General features: G+C 61.9%; 13 protein-coding genes. 9 read left to right on the top strand and 4 right to left on the bottom strand.

The features are described from left to right. Positions 1-4: 4 nt before the first annotated feature. From ABEA02_RS06985 to ABEA02_RS06970, 4 genes are read left to right on the top strand one after another with little or no spacing between them, the layout of a single operon-like run. The gene (locus ABEA02_RS06985; protein WP_345532161.1) at positions 5-2371 is read left to right on the top strand and encodes a phospholipase D-like domain-containing protein; all 2367 of its coding nucleotides are present in this window, start codon (positions 5-7) and stop codon (positions 2369-2371) included. Then, a complete protein-coding gene (locus ABEA02_RS06980; protein ID WP_345532160.1) occupies positions 2368-3516 on the top strand; it encodes a T6SS immunity protein Tli4 family protein in 1149 nt (382 codons plus the stop codon). The genes ABEA02_RS06985 and ABEA02_RS06980 overlap by 4 nt, the downstream gene beginning before the upstream one ends. A 29-nt stretch (positions 3517-3545) precedes the next feature. Further along, on the top strand, positions 3546-4142 hold the full coding sequence (locus ABEA02_RS06975; RefSeq protein WP_345532159.1) for a hypothetical protein: 597 nt from the start codon (positions 3546-3548) through the stop codon (positions 4140-4142). Positions 4143-4168: 26 nt separating this feature from the next. Next, entirely contained in the window at positions 4169-4678 is a 510-nt protein-coding gene (locus ABEA02_RS06970) for a hypothetical protein (protein WP_345532158.1), read from the top strand. A 193-nt stretch (positions 4679-4871) separates the two neighbouring features. Here the strand turns inward: ABEA02_RS06970 and ABEA02_RS06965 are convergent, their stop codons facing one another. Both ABEA02_RS06965 and ABEA02_RS06960 read right to left on the bottom strand, forming a co-directional pair. Beyond that, positions 4872-6113 carry an EAL domain-containing protein gene (locus tag ABEA02_RS06965; protein ID WP_345532157.1) on the bottom strand — a complete coding sequence of 414 codons (1242 nt, stop codon included), beginning with the start codon at positions 6111-6113 and terminating at the stop codon, positions 4872-4874. An 11-nt stretch (positions 6114-6124) separates the two neighbouring features. Continuing rightward, positions 6125-7756, bottom strand: a complete 1632-nt coding sequence (locus ABEA02_RS06960) for a methyl-accepting chemotaxis protein (RefSeq protein WP_345532156.1) — start codon at positions 7754-7756, stop codon at positions 6125-6127. Positions 7757-8000: 244 nt separating this feature from the next. Here ABEA02_RS06960 and folD point away from each other — a divergent pair, with 244 nt between their 5' ends. From folD to ABEA02_RS06935, 5 genes are all read left to right on the top strand, one after another. Continuing rightward, positions 8001-8870 (top strand): bifunctional methylenetetrahydrofolate dehydrogenase/methenyltetrahydrofolate cyclohydrolase FolD, encoded by an 870-nt coding sequence (folD, locus tag ABEA02_RS06955; RefSeq protein ID WP_345532155.1) that lies wholly within the window; start codon positions 8001-8003, stop codon positions 8868-8870. A gap of 3 nt (positions 8871-8873) precedes the next feature. After that, entirely contained in the window at positions 8874-9374 is a 501-nt protein-coding gene (gene purE / locus ABEA02_RS06950) for a 5-(carboxyamino)imidazole ribonucleotide mutase (protein ID WP_345532154.1), read from the top strand. A 16-nt stretch (positions 9375-9390) separates the two neighbouring features. After that, positions 9391-10563: a 5-(carboxyamino)imidazole ribonucleotide synthase gene (locus ABEA02_RS06945; protein ID WP_345532153.1), complete on the top strand. Its 1173-nt coding sequence runs from the start codon at positions 9391-9393 to the stop codon at positions 10561-10563. A 4-nt stretch (positions 10564-10567) separates the two neighbouring features. Next, positions 10568-11419: a dienelactone hydrolase family protein gene (locus tag ABEA02_RS06940; protein ID WP_345532152.1), complete on the top strand. Its 852-nt coding sequence runs from the start codon at positions 10568-10570 to the stop codon at positions 11417-11419. 286 nt (positions 11420-11705) lie between these two features. After that, entirely contained in the window at positions 11706-12668 is a 963-nt protein-coding gene (locus ABEA02_RS06935) for an L-threonylcarbamoyladenylate synthase (RefSeq protein WP_345532151.1), read from the top strand. Between the two features lie 129 nt (positions 12669-12797). Here the strand turns inward: ABEA02_RS06935 and ABEA02_RS06930 are convergent, their stop codons facing one another. Together ABEA02_RS06930 and ABEA02_RS06925 are read right to left on the bottom strand one after the other, a co-directional pair. Continuing rightward, positions 12798-13787 (bottom strand): fatty acid desaturase family protein, encoded by a 990-nt coding sequence (locus ABEA02_RS06930; RefSeq protein ID WP_345532150.1) that lies wholly within the window; start codon positions 13785-13787, stop codon positions 12798-12800. A gap of 20 nt (positions 13788-13807) precedes the next feature. Continuing rightward, the gene (locus tag ABEA02_RS06925; protein WP_345532149.1) at positions 13808-14617 is read right to left on the bottom strand and encodes a carbon-nitrogen hydrolase family protein; all 810 of its coding nucleotides are present in this window, start codon (positions 14615-14617) and stop codon (positions 13808-13810) included. Positions 14618-14647 lie beyond the last annotated feature (30 nt).

The raw sequence follows: 14647 nt of genomic DNA, 5'->3' as shown, positions 1-14647 counted from the left end.
GATCATGGCTACCGCTCGCCCTCCACAACCCACAGTCGAAGCCCAACGCACTGTCGCACAGATGTGCACACCGACGGGCGAGCCCTATCCTGGCTATGCCACACAGTTTGTCTGGGTCAGTGAAGCAGATCCTTATCCAAAGACCGATGGAAACCTGGTCAAGCCACTCTTCTCTGGTGAAGAGTATTTCGCTCAACTGGCCGATGCCATTGAGAAGGCCAATAAGACCATCTATATGCTCGGCTGGCAGATCAATTGGGACGTTCAGCTCAAGCCCGGTTTGCGTCTATACGATGCGTTCCGTAACGCCGCACTCACCAAGCCCGACTTGAAGATCTATGTCCTACCTTGGGACGACTCAGACAAAGCCGTCAACACATTGGACGAAGAAACCTGCAAGGTTCTGCAACTGATCAATCAGGAAATCAAGGGGCCAGCTCGCGTCTTCGCCCATATCGCTGTAGAGCTTCCAGACCCCAGTGCTGGGTGGGACATGTACTTCAGCCACCACCAAAAACAGGTCGTTATCGACGAGAAAATCGCCTTCATCGGCGGACTGGACGTGGCATACGGCCGTCGCGATGGACCGACCTATCCGCTGGATGGTGCAGGACGAGAGGGCAGCGACTTCTACAACAACGGCGTCCCTGCCCTGAAAACCGTGAAGGTGGGCAACGAGTTTGTGAATGGTGCCAAAGTCAAAACCCCCGCGGACTTGAACGCCCCCGTCCCGCTCAAGCCCAAGCATGAGCTGCCCATTCAAGGCACTGAGCGCGGCGTCATGCCCGCCAACCATCAACCCCGCATGCCCTGGCAAGACATCCACCTGCGCATCGAAGGTCCGGCCGTCAGCCATCTGGCAACAAACTTTGTCTTACGCTGGAACTGCGCGCGCAAAAAAACCGAGCTACGTCTGCCGCCACCACCAAGCCCCAACGCCACAGCCGGCACCTGCTCAGTGCAGATGCTGCGCAGTGCTTCGCACGTCATGGTGGCAACCGAAGCCAAGTATGCGCACAAAGACGATCAGGCACGACTGCATACCAAGTTCGGCCATAACCACATTCACCATGCCATGGTGCGCCTGATCGAGAACGCCGAACACTTCATCTATATCGAGAATCAGTTTTACGTTTCGGCGTTTGGGGCGGTGCAGTTTTACGATGACGGAAAGACAATCGCCCCCCCAAAGGAAGAGGCAATCACGTCTGTCAAAGACACCATCAACCGCTGGGCGGTGAATGCCCCACCCGGCACAGGAAGAACAGATCTCCCTCCGACGAATTTGATCAACGAAGCACTCGGCGCCAAGTTCCGCAGCATGATCATGGATGGCAGCAGCCCGCCTCCTGATGGCAAGCAATCACGCTTTCATGTCTACATCACCCTGCCCGTCAACCCGGAGGGCAGTCTGGGTTCCGAAACCATCATGACCCAGGTGCACTACACCATGCAGAGTCTGGTGTTCGGTCGCCAAAGCCTGCTCAACCGTATTCGCCGCGCCATCAAGGCGCGTCAACTCAAGGACAAGAAAGATGCCGGGTACGAACGCGCCTTCCGCGACGACAACACCGAGTACCGTGACGTGCCATATGACTATTGTTGGCCCTACGTCACCCTGCTGAACCTGCGCACCTGGGGCAAGTTCGGCACAGGCAAGGACGAGCACTACGTTACCGAGCAAATCTACATCCACAGCAAGCTCATGGTTGTTGACGATCGCTATGCCTTGGTCGGCAGCGCCAACATCAACGACCGCAGCCAGATCGGTGATCGCGACTCCGAGATCGCGGTGCTGATCATGGACAACGATTTCAGCTACACGGACATTGGCAGCCCGGACGGGCCGGACGTGACACGCAAGCTTGCGCGCGAGCTGCGCATGGGCGTCTGGAACAAGATATTTGGTAATATGGGAGGGGAGCGCCCTGCCGGATTGAAGGATGCGATTGAAAAGCCGGCGGCACAGAAAAGCTGGGAAGCCATCCGAGATCAGGCAGAAAAGAACACCGCTAACTATGAAAGTGCGTTCTCCTACATCCCAAGAAACAACGCCAGCATCTGGCCGTCCGTAACATGGAAATCAAAAACGCCTGAAGGAAAGCGCGATATCAAAGTTGGTTTGATGCCATTTGACCGCGCTTTCTGGGCCCAGCCTCGTCACAACCCAAAAGGAGTCGCGGGACTGTCATCCGTAAAGGGCTACATCACGCTACTGCCCTGGCTCTGGACGGCAGGGGAAAACAATAACGGAGGAATGCATAGCGCACTCTTTGTACAGAAAGACAACTCGAAATCTCCAATCCCTGGAGAGCCCTCCTTGACGCGAACCGCTGACGCGCGCCTGCCAAATGAGAAGGTAACCGGATGAAACTCCAATACGCCATCTTGATTTCATGCGCGCTCTCTCTTCAGATCGCTAGCGCGGCCAACCAATCTAGCAAAAGCAAGCCGAGCGAATGCATCAGCTACTACACCACTAATTTTGCAGAACCGATCGAGTTTCCAGGAGCGAGGGTTCAATACATGACCGCTTCGTGGCACGCGATGGCCTCTTTCGCTGACGAACACTATCGTAACGTCCTGAATGAGGTTTATATCTGGACACAACCAGATGTCACCTTCGATTCGCGCTCTGCAGATCGTGTCTTAATTTCCGAAGAGGCGACAGCGGACGATTTGAATGAAATCATTGCAAGGTTGAACAAGGAGATTAACCGCGAGAAAGGTCTAATACTCGACAATGCTGAGCGGCTTGAAGCTGACCCAAAACACGAGATTGATCCTGATGGTAGCTATCGGAAGGAACTTAGAGCGCGCGCAGCTGCCATCCCGCTATACCAGCCGATTCCTTCACTCCAAGCATTTGGACTACGTGACGAAAATTACCTGACTTTCTTTGTGCTTCACCACGGACACATCATCAATACGCGCCGGGTGCTAATGGGCACACCAACCGAGACGGTCAAAGCATTCATCGCCCACTTCAAGCCTCGCGCTGCGGGAGAAATTCCGGTAGGCCAAGGCGCATGCCTGCCTAACTTCTTAGTGCACGCCCCAGCCCTTATTACGCAAAGCTTTCGCTTAAAGGATCGGCCAGAGATTCTGGTTGAGTTTGAAGCCGCAAATGCATCAGGCGAAGAACCATCGAACGCAGAACGAGTCATCCGCTCCGCGCTACAAAGCACGTACCTGAAGCCATTCAATCGGATCAAGTATTTCAGCTCTATCAAAGTCGATAACCGCAAGGGTGAAGGCTTTTTCTATCGCGTGCTGCCTGACCGAGGGCTGCGGCAAGTGACCACCAAGGATGCCGATCTCAAAGACATGGGCTACGTTGCTCATATCCCCGGCAACAACAAGGCTTCCAGCGGTCAGTCTTTCGATCTGACCTTCAAAATCAACTATTACAGCCAACTCGCCAAGAAGCCCATGAGCGAATCCGATTTCAAGAAGCTCGCTCAGTCCATAGCCGAGAGCTTCAGGATGAGGCCAAATGCTTGGGTCGCCAGATAGCTTCGCAAAGACTTACAGAGCTATCGCACATGAGCACGGCCGATTCACTGACAACCAACCCGCAAGGACTCACTCGAATCATGCGCATCCGAAATTGGTTTGCCATCGCAGCACTAATGCCTGCTCTTCTGGCCTGCAAAAGCCGCGAAGAAGAGATCGCAGCCGAGCACGCCAAAGGCACTGCCCTCGTTGAGGACAAAGCCGCCCGAGTAAAAGGGATCGGCGAGGCGCTTCAGAACGACGGGCAGAAAGCGGCGGCCGAACTCACAACCGGTGTCGGCAAAGTCATCAGCGGCGTGACACAAGGGGTGGATCGCGCCAAGGAAGCCAGGATCACGGCCGACGAAGGCGCTGTAAAACTGGGCCTGAGCAGCGACCGCGCCGTGCTGGACGTGGCGGGCAAAGACGGGCAGAACATTCTCAAGGCCTACGTGAAATCGGCGCGCGAGTTCAAAGGCACATTGCATCTGCGGGGCTTTGACAGCAGCAATCGCGAAGTGGGCCGAAGTGCCAAAGAGGAACGCGGCCTGGGAGTCGATGACGCGGAGTACATCGCCTTCACATTCGATCCGGCCACGCCGATGAATCGCGTTGAGAAGTGGGTGCTCTTCGCTGCCGCAAAGTAGCGAGCGGCTCCGGGAGCATTGAAGCGATGCGTGACTCCAGGCTGCTTGCGGCCGCCTTCTGCACACTGTTCGCCTCAGTCAGCAGCGCCCAGGACTCCCCTCAGACAATCATCGCCCCTCCTTTTGCGGCGTACCCGGCCAAGGAAATGGGCGTCAGCGCCCCTCCTGCAAATCTGCGCTTCAACTCGGCTCAAGCGCGACGCTTCCGCACAGCAATTCGTGACGCGAGCAAGGAGAAGCCAAACTTTGCAGGTCATTTCCGCATCGCAACCTGGGGATGCGGCACGGACTGTCGAGGGTTCGCGATCATTGATCTCGTCTCCGGGAAGATCACGACACCCATGGGAATTGAGACGATCTCGGGTGCAATGGGTAACGACGACCCGCGACTGGACTTCAGAGCAGACAGTCAGCTGCTGGTTATTTCCGGGCAGATTAATGAAGACCCCGCAAGCGAAGCAAGACATTTGCTCCGCTGGAATGGCAACAAGCTCATACCCATCAGCAAAGAGCCGTTGCCCAAAACGCTGTTCTGACAGATCTGGGTTGTGAAGTTGGCTTGCCCGGGCGTCGCGAGTCAGTCGGGCGCAAGTTCGACGCAGACGATGCAATCTACGTCAGCGTCCAGTTCGAATCTGCCACCCCGGAGAGTCGAGTGACGCAGTGGGTACTGTTTTGCCCGCTGCAAGTAGGGGCCCGGCGAGTGCGGCTTTCTCGGGCTTGAGTGGATTACTCGCCGACGCGCCACGCCACCAGTGCAGACGCCTCGAGCGCCTGCGCAAACGCGAAGCCTTGAGCGTGGCTGCAACCCAGTTCCGCCAGGACGGGGATGGCGGCCGGGTCTTCGATGCCCTTGGCGACAACGCGTTTACCGAGGCGGTGACCCAGCTGCACCAGAGCAGTCGTTATCGCAGCGTCCGATTCGCTTTGTGCAACAGCGCTGGCGATACGTGGGGTGACTTTGATTTCGTGCGCCGGCAGGTCACGCAGCGCAGTCAGAGAGGCCGTGCCGTTGCCGAAGTCGTCTAGACAGATCCGCACACCCGCAGCGGCGAGGGCGAAGAGGTTGCGGGTGGCTGTGGGCGGCAGGTCGGCAAGGTGATCGTCTCGGATTTCGACGGTGAAGCTTTCGGGCGGCAGGCTCAGGGCGTGCAGGCGGCCGACGATGGCGTGTTCGAGCTTGTCGAGGGCCAGCGTCTGGACGTTGAGGTTGACCGAGACCGGCACGAGTCGCCCGGCGTCGCGCCAGCTGCGGAGTTGCAGGATGGCGGATTCGATGAGCTGCAGCGCAATGGCATCGGCCTGACCATCCTGCTCGATGAGGTGCAGGAATTCGGCCGGTGGCAGCAGGCCCAGCACGGGGTGTTGCCAGCGCAGCAGGGCTTCGGCCGCGTGCAGGGTGTTGGTTTGCAGATCGACGACGGGCTGGAAGCGCAGGACGAATTGCCCTTCGGAGAAGGCTTTGCCGATGTGCTGGCTGAGGTCGGCGGGGGTCTCCGCTGCGGGAGCTGCTTGTTCCTGCGCGACGGCGATGACGATGCCGCGACGATTGCGCCTTGCCTGATAGAGCGCGGCATCGGCGGCGCGCATGAGTTGTTCTCGGCTATGGCCGTGTTGTGGCGCGATGGCGATGCCGATGGCGATATCGGTTGTGTGCGCGGCGTCCAGTGCCAGCGCAGCCGCGAGTGATTCGACGATCTTGCCGGCGACGCGCTGTGCGCCGTCTTCGTTGCCGACACTGAGCAGTACGCCAAACTGCTGTGCGTGCAGGGTGGCAACCATGTCGCTATGACGCACGCTGCCGCGAATCGCCGCCAGCGTGGCCTCCGCGTCACCTGCAGGGGGCGAAATCAGCAGCAGTGCAAAGCCTGTGCGCTGACGTTCGTGCAAACGCAGTGCAGCGTCGAGCCGCTCCATGAAGGCATTGAGCCTCGGGGAGGCGACGACGTCCGGCTGCGTGTCGGTGGTCATGGTTGGCGCACTCAGACGCGGAAGCGTTTGATGGTGCTGTCGAGACGTTCGGCCACACCGACCAGCGAGCTGGAGAACTGCTGGGTGGTGGAGGCGGCGTCGTGGTTGTCCTGGCTCACCTCGGCGATGCGCTGGATGTGTGAAGCGATGGACTGGCTGGCGCGACTCTGTTCGGCAATCGCTTCAGAGATATCGGTGATGTGCTGCGCAGTGTTGCGGGCGAGCTGATCGATGTTGGCGAGCACCTCGGACACATCCTGCGTGCAGGCCACGCCGCGCTCGACCATCGTGGACGCAGCGGCCATGCCCTGCACCGCAGTGCCGGTATCGCGCTGCACGGCCTCGATCTTGTCGTTGATCTGCGTGGTCGCGAGCGTGGTGCGCTCGGCGAGCTTGCGTACTTCGTCAGCCACCACGGCGAAGCCACGGCCCTGCTCGCCCGCGCGTGCGGCTTCAATGGCGGCGTTGAGCGCCAGCAGGTTGGTCTGGTCGGCGATCTCCTTGATGACCATGACGATCTCGCCAATCTCGCCAGAGCGCTGGTCAAGCACGCGGATGACCTCGGCCGAGCTGCGGATGGCTTCGGCCACCTGCTGGATCTCGCCCGCAGCCTTGCGTGCCGTTTCGGCCCCCTCGCCCGCAGTGGCCGATGCGTTGGCCGTCTCCTGCTGCAAGGTGCGGGCACTGTCAGAGATCTGTTCAACGCTGTGCGTCATCTCCTGCACCGCAGCGGCTGACGATGCGGCGGAATCGGACTGGGTGGCCGAGGCGCGAGCGATCTGATCTGCCGCGCGCTTGAGTTCGCTGGCGGTACGCAAGAGGTCGGCCGAGTTGGTGGTGGCCGCACCGATCACTTCGGTCATGCCTTCGAGCAGGCGATTGACGGCGCGCGAGGTCTCGCCGACTTCGTCACTCGCGTCGACCGGCATGCGCTTGCTGATGTGGCCTGTGCTCGATATGTCGAGAATGGCTTTCTGCATCATGCTCAGCGGGCCACGAATGCCGTTGATGATGCTCCAGGCCGCTGCGGCGCCCAATGCGAGGCCGATCAGCATCAGCGTAATGGCCCAGGCCGAAGCCTGGTTGCGGATGCTGGCCAGTTGTTCGTCAATGGCCTTGACGCGGGCCTCGGCGGCCTTCGACAGCTCGGAGAGCGAGCGCAGCGCCTGCTGCATCAGCTTCTTCTCGGGCTCGAACGCATCATTCGCTGCGTGCGCCGTCGGCACGCCACCCTCACCAATCTTGCGGTACAGCGCATCCATCCCGTCGTAGTAGCCCTTGAGTTGGGCATCTACACCTTCCAGCTGACTGCGCTCTTCAGGGCTGGCCTTCTCGCGGATGGTGGCGACGATCTCGGTCACGCTGTCATACGATTTGCCCCACTTGCCACGATATTCCTTGAGCTTGTCCGCCACGCCGACCGACAGGAAGACGTCCTTCTCGTCACGACGCATCTTGGAGACGCGCAGCTGCGCTTCCAGCATGGTCAGGTGCAGGTCCAGATCGCGCGCCAGCAGTTGCTTCACTTCCGAATACTGGCGGTTCAGCCCGATCAACCCGGTGGCGCCTACCGCCAGCATCAAGGCGAGCATGAAGGTGAAACCGATGGCGACGCGCTTTGCCATGCTGAACTGTTTGAACATGTCTGCTCCGTGGAACGTTTGTGAGGCTGAACCTGCGGCGGGTGCCAAGGCCGGATAGAGGGGGTCAGGAGAGCTTTACGGCATTGGCAGGGCAGAACTGAAGGGGCACCACGGGGCTCCCGGGGTGCGCCTGGCGCTACGCCAAGGTCTGTCCTGAGCGATGTTTTCGTGGCTTTTACTGAGCAGGCTGCGCGGGTATAGTGTGCGGTTTTTCCAAATCGGCCGATCCGCCGCACCAAACGCCATGACCGCACGCAATATCGACGGCAACGCCCTCTCTGCCAAGCTGCGCGAAAACTTCGCGACCGAGGCCGCCACGCTCGCTCAGGCCGGCGTCACGCCCTGCCTCGTTGTCATGCTGGTGGGCGACAACCCGGCCTCGGCTGTGTATGTGCGCAACAAGGTCGCCGCTTGTGAGAAGGCCGGCATCAAGTCGCTGAAGTTCGAATACCCGGCCGACGCCACCGAGGCCGAAGTGCTGGCCAGGATTGCCGAGCTGAATGCCGACCCCTCGGTGCACGGCATCCTCGTGCAACTACCCCTGCCCAAGCAGATCGACGAGGACAAGGTGCTCGAAGCCATCTCGGCCGAGAAGGACGTTGATGGTTTCCACGCCGAGAACTTCGGCCTCTTGCTGCAGGGTCGCAAGAGCTTCTACCCCTGCACGCCGTGGGGCGTGATGAAGATGCTCGAATCAGAGAACGTGCCGATCAAGGGCGCTGAAGCCGTCGTCATCGGCCGCAGCAACATCGTCGGCAAACCCATGGCCGTGATGCTGCTGTCGCAGGGCGCGACGGTCACCGTGTGCCACTCGCAGACGAAGGACCTCGCTTTCCACACCAGGCGCGCTGACATTGTCGTCGCCGCCGTGGGCAAGCCAAAGTTCCTCACCGGCGACATGATCAAGCCGGGTGCCGTCGTCATTGACGTGGGTATCAATCGTTTGCTTGAGGGGCCAGATGCGGGCAAGCTCTGCGGCGACGTCGATTTCGACTCGGCGCGCGAAGTCGCTTCCCTCATCACTCCGGTGCCCGGTGGCGTCGGCCCCATGACCATCACCATGTTGCTTGGCAATACGCTGGAATCAGCGCGTCGCGCAGCAGGAAAGGCATAAGAAATGGCCGACCAGAATCCCGTCATCGGCATCGTCATGGGCTCCAACTCCGACTGGCCCACCATGCAGGCCGCCGCCAAGGTGCTCAAGGACTTCGGCGTGCCCTACGAAGCGCGCGTCGTCTCCGCCCACCGCACGCCCGATCTGATGTTCGAGTACGCCGAGAGCGCACGCGACCGTGGCCTCAAGGCCATCATCGCCGGAGCCGGCGGCGCTGCCCACCTGCCGGGCATGCTGGCCGCCAAGACCACGGTGCCCGTGCTGGGCGTGCCGGTGCAGAGCAAGGCGCTGTCTGGCGTCGACTCGCTGCACTCCATCGTGCAGATGCCCAAGGGCATTCCTGTGGCGACGTTTGCCATCGGTGAAGCCGGCGCCGCTAACGCCGGCCTGTTCGCTGTCGCCATGCTCGCCAACGAAGACAAGCGCATCGCACTGATGCTCGATGCTTTCCGCGCACGGCAGACGCAGACCGTGCTCGACATGAAACTGGACGATCCGCAGTAAGCACCTCTTCGAACCTATGAGCCAGATCCTCCCGCCCGCAACGCTGGGCATGCTCGGTGGCGGCCAGCTTGGCCGCTTTTTCGTTCTGGCCGCCCACGAGATGGGCTACAAGGTCTGGGTGCTCGACCCGGACAAGAACAGCCCGGCTGGCCTGGCAGCAGATCGTCACCTGTGCGCCGACTACGGCGACTTCGCCGCGCTCGACGAACTGGCCAACAGCTGCGCCGCCGTCACGACTGAGTTCGAGAACGTCCCGGCCGCCACGCTGGAATACCTCGCCAAGTTCCTGCCCGTGCGCCCCTCTGCCGATGCGGTCGGCATCTGCCAGAACCGCGTGGCAGAGAAGATGTTCCTGCGCAACAACGGTCTGCCGCACGCAGCGTTTGCCAGCATCAACAGCGAAGCGGATCTGCGCGACACGCCTGACGAGCTCTACCCCGGCATCCTCAAGGTGGCGCGCTTCGGTTACGACGGCAAGGGTCAGGCGCGTGTGAAGAGCCGCGAAGAGGCCATCGCAGCTTTCCAGGCCTTCCACCATGAACCCTGCGTGCTCGAGCAGATGCTAAAGCTCGACTACGAAGTCTCGGTGGTTCTCGCCCGCGACGAGCACGGCAAGACGAAGTGCTTCCCGGTGGCCGAGAATGCGCATGCGAAAGGCATTCTCGACATCTCCATCCTGCCTGCCCGCAGCGGCACCTGCCAGCAGGACAGCGCGCAGGAGCTCGCCGAACACCTCGCCGAACGCCTCGGCTACATCGGCACGCTGGCGGTCGAATTCTTCGTCTCGCATGGTCAGCTTTACGTGAACGAAATGGCGCCACGCCCGCACAACAGCGGCCATGCCACGGTCGATGCCTGCGTCACCAGCCAGTACGAACAGCAAGTGCGCGCCCTCTGCGGCCTGCCGCTGGGTGACGCGCGCGCGCACTCGGCCGCCGTGATGGTGAATCTGCTCGGCGACATCTGGTACGACGCAACCCAGCCCGGCCCCGACAGCCATGGCGCCTACCGTGAGCCGGACTGGAGCAAGCTGCTCACCGTGCCCAACCTCAAGCTGCACCTCTACGGCAAGCACCACGCCCGCCCCGGCCGCAAGATGGGCCACTTCACCGTGGTCGATGCGGATCCTGTGAAGGCGCATGCCGTAGCGATGGCCGCACGTGCAGCCATCGGCATCCAGGACGCGTGACACCATGATCCGCTGCGCTGCGCTGCTGCTCTGCCTGCTCTGTAGCCCTGCGCATGCCGCCACCGCCGAAGCCGTCAGCATCCCCGCCGCCGGGTTCTCATCATCGCCCACCGACCTGCGTGCACAGCTCTTCAAACCGGACACACCCGGCCCACACCCCGCCGTCGTCATGATCCACGGCTGCGGCGGCGCTTATGCCAAGGATGGCAGCCTCAACGCGCGCCACCAGATGTGGGGCGAATACCTCGCAGCCAATGGTTATGTGGCACTGATGCTCGACAGCTTCAGCTCGCGCGGCCTTGCCGAAATCTGCACGCAGAAGTTCAGCGATCGCACCATCAAGGAGAGCGACCGCGTCGGCGACACCTATGCCGCGCTGAGTTGGTTGCGCCAGCAGGCGGGCGTGAAGACTGACCGCATCGCGCTGCTCGGCTGGTCGCACGGCGCAGGCGTCACGCTGGATGCGATCCGCCGCCAGCCCAAGGCCATCGACAAGGGCTTCGCCGCGGCCGTGTCTTTCTACCCCGGCTGCACGAACCGCAACAAGAAGGCCGACAGCTTCAAGCCCTACGCACCGCTGCTGATCCTCATCGGCGAAGCCGACGACTGGACACCCGCGGCCCCCTGTGTCGAACTCACGAGTACCGCACGCGCGGCGGGCGCGCCGATGCAGATCCACACCTACCCCGGCGCGTACCACGACTTCGACAATCCCGGCGTCACCAGAGTGCGCTTGCGCAAGGACGTTCCCAACGGCGTCAATCCCGGTCAGGGCGTGCACACCGGTCCCGATCCCGAGGCGCGCGAAGATGCCAAGCGCCGCGTGCTCGCCTTCTTTGCCGGACAGCTGAAATGAACCGTGGTTGCTCGACGAAAGCGCACTCCGTGTCTTGTGCAGCAAGGCTTTTCCCTCACCCCAGCTCTCTCCCAGAGGGAGAGAGCGTTTTTACCCTTCTCCTTCCGGGAGAAGGGCCAGGGATGAGGGAGTACGGTCTGACACACACAAAGCAACCGAGTTTTTCAGGATTGAATGGTTTCACCACCGAGGCGCAGAGAAAAGCGCTCTCTGCACAAGCCTGCGTAGCGGGCTTACCGTCCAAGGCTTTCTCGGTGCCTCGGTACCTCTGTGCTGATTGCCGTTCATGATCTTCGCTCCCGACTCACTCACCATCACCCGCGCCGCCGCCCTGCTGCGTGCGGGTGAGCTCGTCGCGCTGCCGACCGAGACCGTCTACGGCCTCGGGGCGGATGCCAGCAACCCGACCGCCACCGCGAAGATCTTCGCCGCCAAGGACCGCCCCGCCGACCACCCGCTGATCGTGCATCTGGCCGACGCCGAACAGCTCCTAGACTGGGCAAGCGAGATTCCGAAGGAAGCCATCGCCCTCGCCCGCGCCTTCTGGCCCGGCCCGCTGACACTGATTCTGAAGAAGGAAGAAGACGTGCCCGACGTGGTCACCGGCGGGCAGGGCACCATCGGCCTGCGCGTGCCCGACCACCCTGTAGCGCTGGCCCTGCTGCGCGCCTTCGGCGGCGGCATCGCCGCGCCCTCGGCCAACCGCTTCGGCCGCATCAGCCCCACCACCGCGCAGCACGTGTTCGACGAGCTGGGCGAATCGGTTGCCATGATTCTCGATGGCGGCGCATGCGATGTGGGTATCGAGTCAACCATCCTCGACCTCTCGCGCGGCGAGCCCGTCATCCTGCGACCCGGCATGATTGGCGCGGATGCCATCGCCGCCGTCATCGGCCGCCGCCCGCGTCTGCCTGCTGTATCAGAGGATGCGCCACGCGTCTCCGGCGCACTGGCGGCGCACTACGCACCCCGCACGCCGATGCGCGCCGTCAGCAGCGCTTCCTTGCCAACGGCCAGCGCAGAGGCTGCCGTGCTGGCGCACTCAAGCGCCGCGAACGCTGGTCATCGCGCCGCCTGGATCCAGGCCAGCAGCGAACCGGTGCGCTACGCGCACGACCTCTACGCCAACCTGCGCGCACTCGACGCCAGTGGCGCAGCCGAGATCCTTCTCGAAGAGATTCCTGAAGCGAGCGAGTGGGATGCGATTCGGGATCGCTTGGGGCGCGCGCTGGTGGGTTCGGGCACGTAGCATTTCTGTAGGTTGGGCTGACGAAGGAAGCCCAACATGGCGGCCTCGATGTTGGGCTTCGCTACGCTCAGCCCAACCTACGCACCAGAACCGCAGGGTGGATAAGCGAAGCGCATCCACCCTGCAAAATCAGCGCCCCGCCGAACCTTCGCTGTAATAAGGCATCTTCCGAAGATTCCACAGTGAGCGCCAGTAGCCGTGCACGACGCGGTACGGATACTTGTCCGCCGTCGCGTGATAGATGATGGGCAAGTAGCGGTGTGACAGCCACGGGTACTTGTGGTGTACCTCGTGGTAGTTGATGTTGCTCCACAGCCAGGCGAGCCACCTGGGCGTCAGGATGATCCAGGCGTTGGCCTGCACGCGCGCGAGTCCGTTATCGGTCTGCTCGTCGGCATCCATGATTTCGGTGCGTGTGCGGTGCTTGGGCTCGACGGCGGGCAGGCCCCAGTGGTCGGACATGGCGCGGAAAGCAAACGCGAAGGGGAAGGCCAGGGTGATGTAGAGCAGCGTATGCCAGGCGGAAATACCCAGCGCCGGGAGCACGACGAGATAGAGCGTGAACACGCAGCCCATCGACACAACGTCGTACAGCGCACGCCTGGCACGCTTGGGGTCACGCGCATTGCGGATGTTCTCCCACACCAGGCGGTACTGGTCGTACATGCCAAAGATGGCCCCGAGGAACAGGGCCTGCCAGAACGGGCGGTCGTGCATGCGCGTCTCGGGGTCGAGGCCCTTCTGGTGCGTGTAGCTGTGATGCGTGAGGTGGTACTGGCGGTTGGCGTAGAACGGGATCAGCGTCAGCGCGGAGAGCCAGCAGCCGACGAAGTCGTTCCAGAAACTGTTGCGGAACAGCACACGGTGTTCGGCCTCGTGCGCGAGCACGGCCATGCCGGTGAAGACGGCTACGTCGAACAGCCCCAGCACGAACATCGCAGGCACACTGGCCCACAGCGGCAGCGTGCGCGCAGCGACTTCGGCGAGCACGAAGCCGGCGGCGAGCATGCAGAGCAGCACGATGGCCTTGATGATGCTCTCGCGCTCGGGCAGCACCTGCTCGGTGGGCGAGGGAATCGGGTAGGGAATCGGCAGTGCGGGATTGAATGTGGGATGCATGACGTCAGGACGGGAATGACTCAGACAAGTTTGCGGTGGCGCAGGGCGGGCAGATTGTCGCGCACTTCGGTGATGCGCTGCAGGTCCAGTTCGCCCACGATGAAACCGGCCCCCAGCTCCATGCTGGCGACGATTTCGCCCCATGGATCGATGAGCATGCTGTGGCCCCAGGTGTGGCGCCCATGCGGATGCTCGCCACCCTGCCCGCTGGCCAGCACGTAGCACTGGTTCTCGATGGCGCGGGCTCTCAATAAAACCTCCCAGTGCGCGCGCCCGGTCGTAGCCGTGAAGGCGGCCGGTACGACGATGAGGTTCATGGCGCCGAAATGACGGAACAGCTCGGGGAAGCGCAGGTCGTAGCAGATCGACAATCCCGTGCTGCCCCACGGTGCGTCGAACACGACCACATCGCTGCCGGCCTCGATGCTGCGCGCTTCGTCGTAGGACTCGCGACCGTTGTCGAAGTTGAACAAATGCAGCTTGTCGTAGCGCGCAACGCGATGCCCCTCGTCATCGAAGACCAGGCTGGCATTGCGCACCAGTTCGGGCGAATCCGACACCATCGGGATGGTGCCGCCGATCAGCCAAACTTTATGGCGACGTGCCGCGTCGGCCAGAAAAGTCTGTAGCGGCCCCCGCGCTTCGTTTTCGCGTATGCCGACCTTGGCCTTGTCGTCGGGTGACAGCAGGCAGAAGTATTCCGGCAGCACGACACCCGTGGCGCCTGCGGCGGCAGCGCCGGCAATCAGCCTCTCGGCTTCGCGCAGGTTCGCGGCCACGTCGGGGCCGGAGATCATCTGGACGGCGGCGAGTTTGAAGCGGGTACTCATGCGGGCTCCTTGTGCGCGTGCAGGGAAGTG

It is taken from the genome of Viridibacterium curvum (genome assembly GCF_039544165.1).
GTDB lineage: Bacteria > Pseudomonadota > Gammaproteobacteria > Burkholderiales > Rhodocyclaceae > Viridibacterium > Viridibacterium curvum.
The sequence above is the reverse complement of the archived record's forward strand: the minus strand, read 5'-3'. Positions and strand labels throughout refer to the sequence as shown.

Bases quoted from the DNA above. Each gene is read 5' to 3' on its own strand.
- ABEA02_RS06985 (WP_345532161.1), top strand. From the start codon at position 5: ATGGCTACCGCTCGCCCTCCACAACCCACAGTCGAAGCCCAACGCACT.
- ABEA02_RS06960 (WP_345532156.1), bottom strand. From the start codon at position 7,756: ATGTTCAAACAGTTCAGCATGGCAAAGCGCGTCGCCATCGGTTTCACC.
- ABEA02_RS06975 (WP_345532159.1), top strand. From the start codon at position 3,546: ATGAGCACGGCCGATTCACTGACAACCAACCCGCAAGGACTCACTCGA.
- folD (WP_345532155.1), top strand. From the start codon at position 8,001: ATGACCGCACGCAATATCGACGGCAACGCCCTCTCTGCCAAGCTGCGC.
- ABEA02_RS06980 (WP_345532160.1), top strand. From the start codon at position 2,368: ATGAAACTCCAATACGCCATCTTGATTTCATGCGCGCTCTCTCTTCAG.
- ABEA02_RS06925 (WP_345532149.1), bottom strand. From the start codon at position 14,617: ATGAGTACCCGCTTCAAACTCGCCGCCGTCCAGATGATCTCCGGCCCC.
- ABEA02_RS06970 (WP_345532158.1), top strand. From the start codon at position 4,169: ATGCGTGACTCCAGGCTGCTTGCGGCCGCCTTCTGCACACTGTTCGCC.
- ABEA02_RS06935 (WP_345532151.1), top strand. From the start codon at position 11,706: ATGATCTTCGCTCCCGACTCACTCACCATCACCCGCGCCGCCGCCCTG.
- ABEA02_RS06965 (WP_345532157.1), bottom strand. From the start codon at position 6,113: ATGACCACCGACACGCAGCCGGACGTCGTCGCCTCCCCGAGGCTCAAT.
- purE (WP_345532154.1), top strand. From the start codon at position 8,874: ATGGCCGACCAGAATCCCGTCATCGGCATCGTCATGGGCTCCAACTCC.
- ABEA02_RS06945 (WP_345532153.1), top strand. From the start codon at position 9,391: ATGAGCCAGATCCTCCCGCCCGCAACGCTGGGCATGCTCGGTGGCGGC.
- ABEA02_RS06930 (WP_345532150.1), bottom strand. From the start codon at position 13,787: ATGCATCCCACATTCAATCCCGCACTGCCGATTCCCTACCCGATTCCC.
- ABEA02_RS06940 (WP_345532152.1), top strand. From the start codon at position 10,568: ATGATCCGCTGCGCTGCGCTGCTGCTCTGCCTGCTCTGTAGCCCTGCG.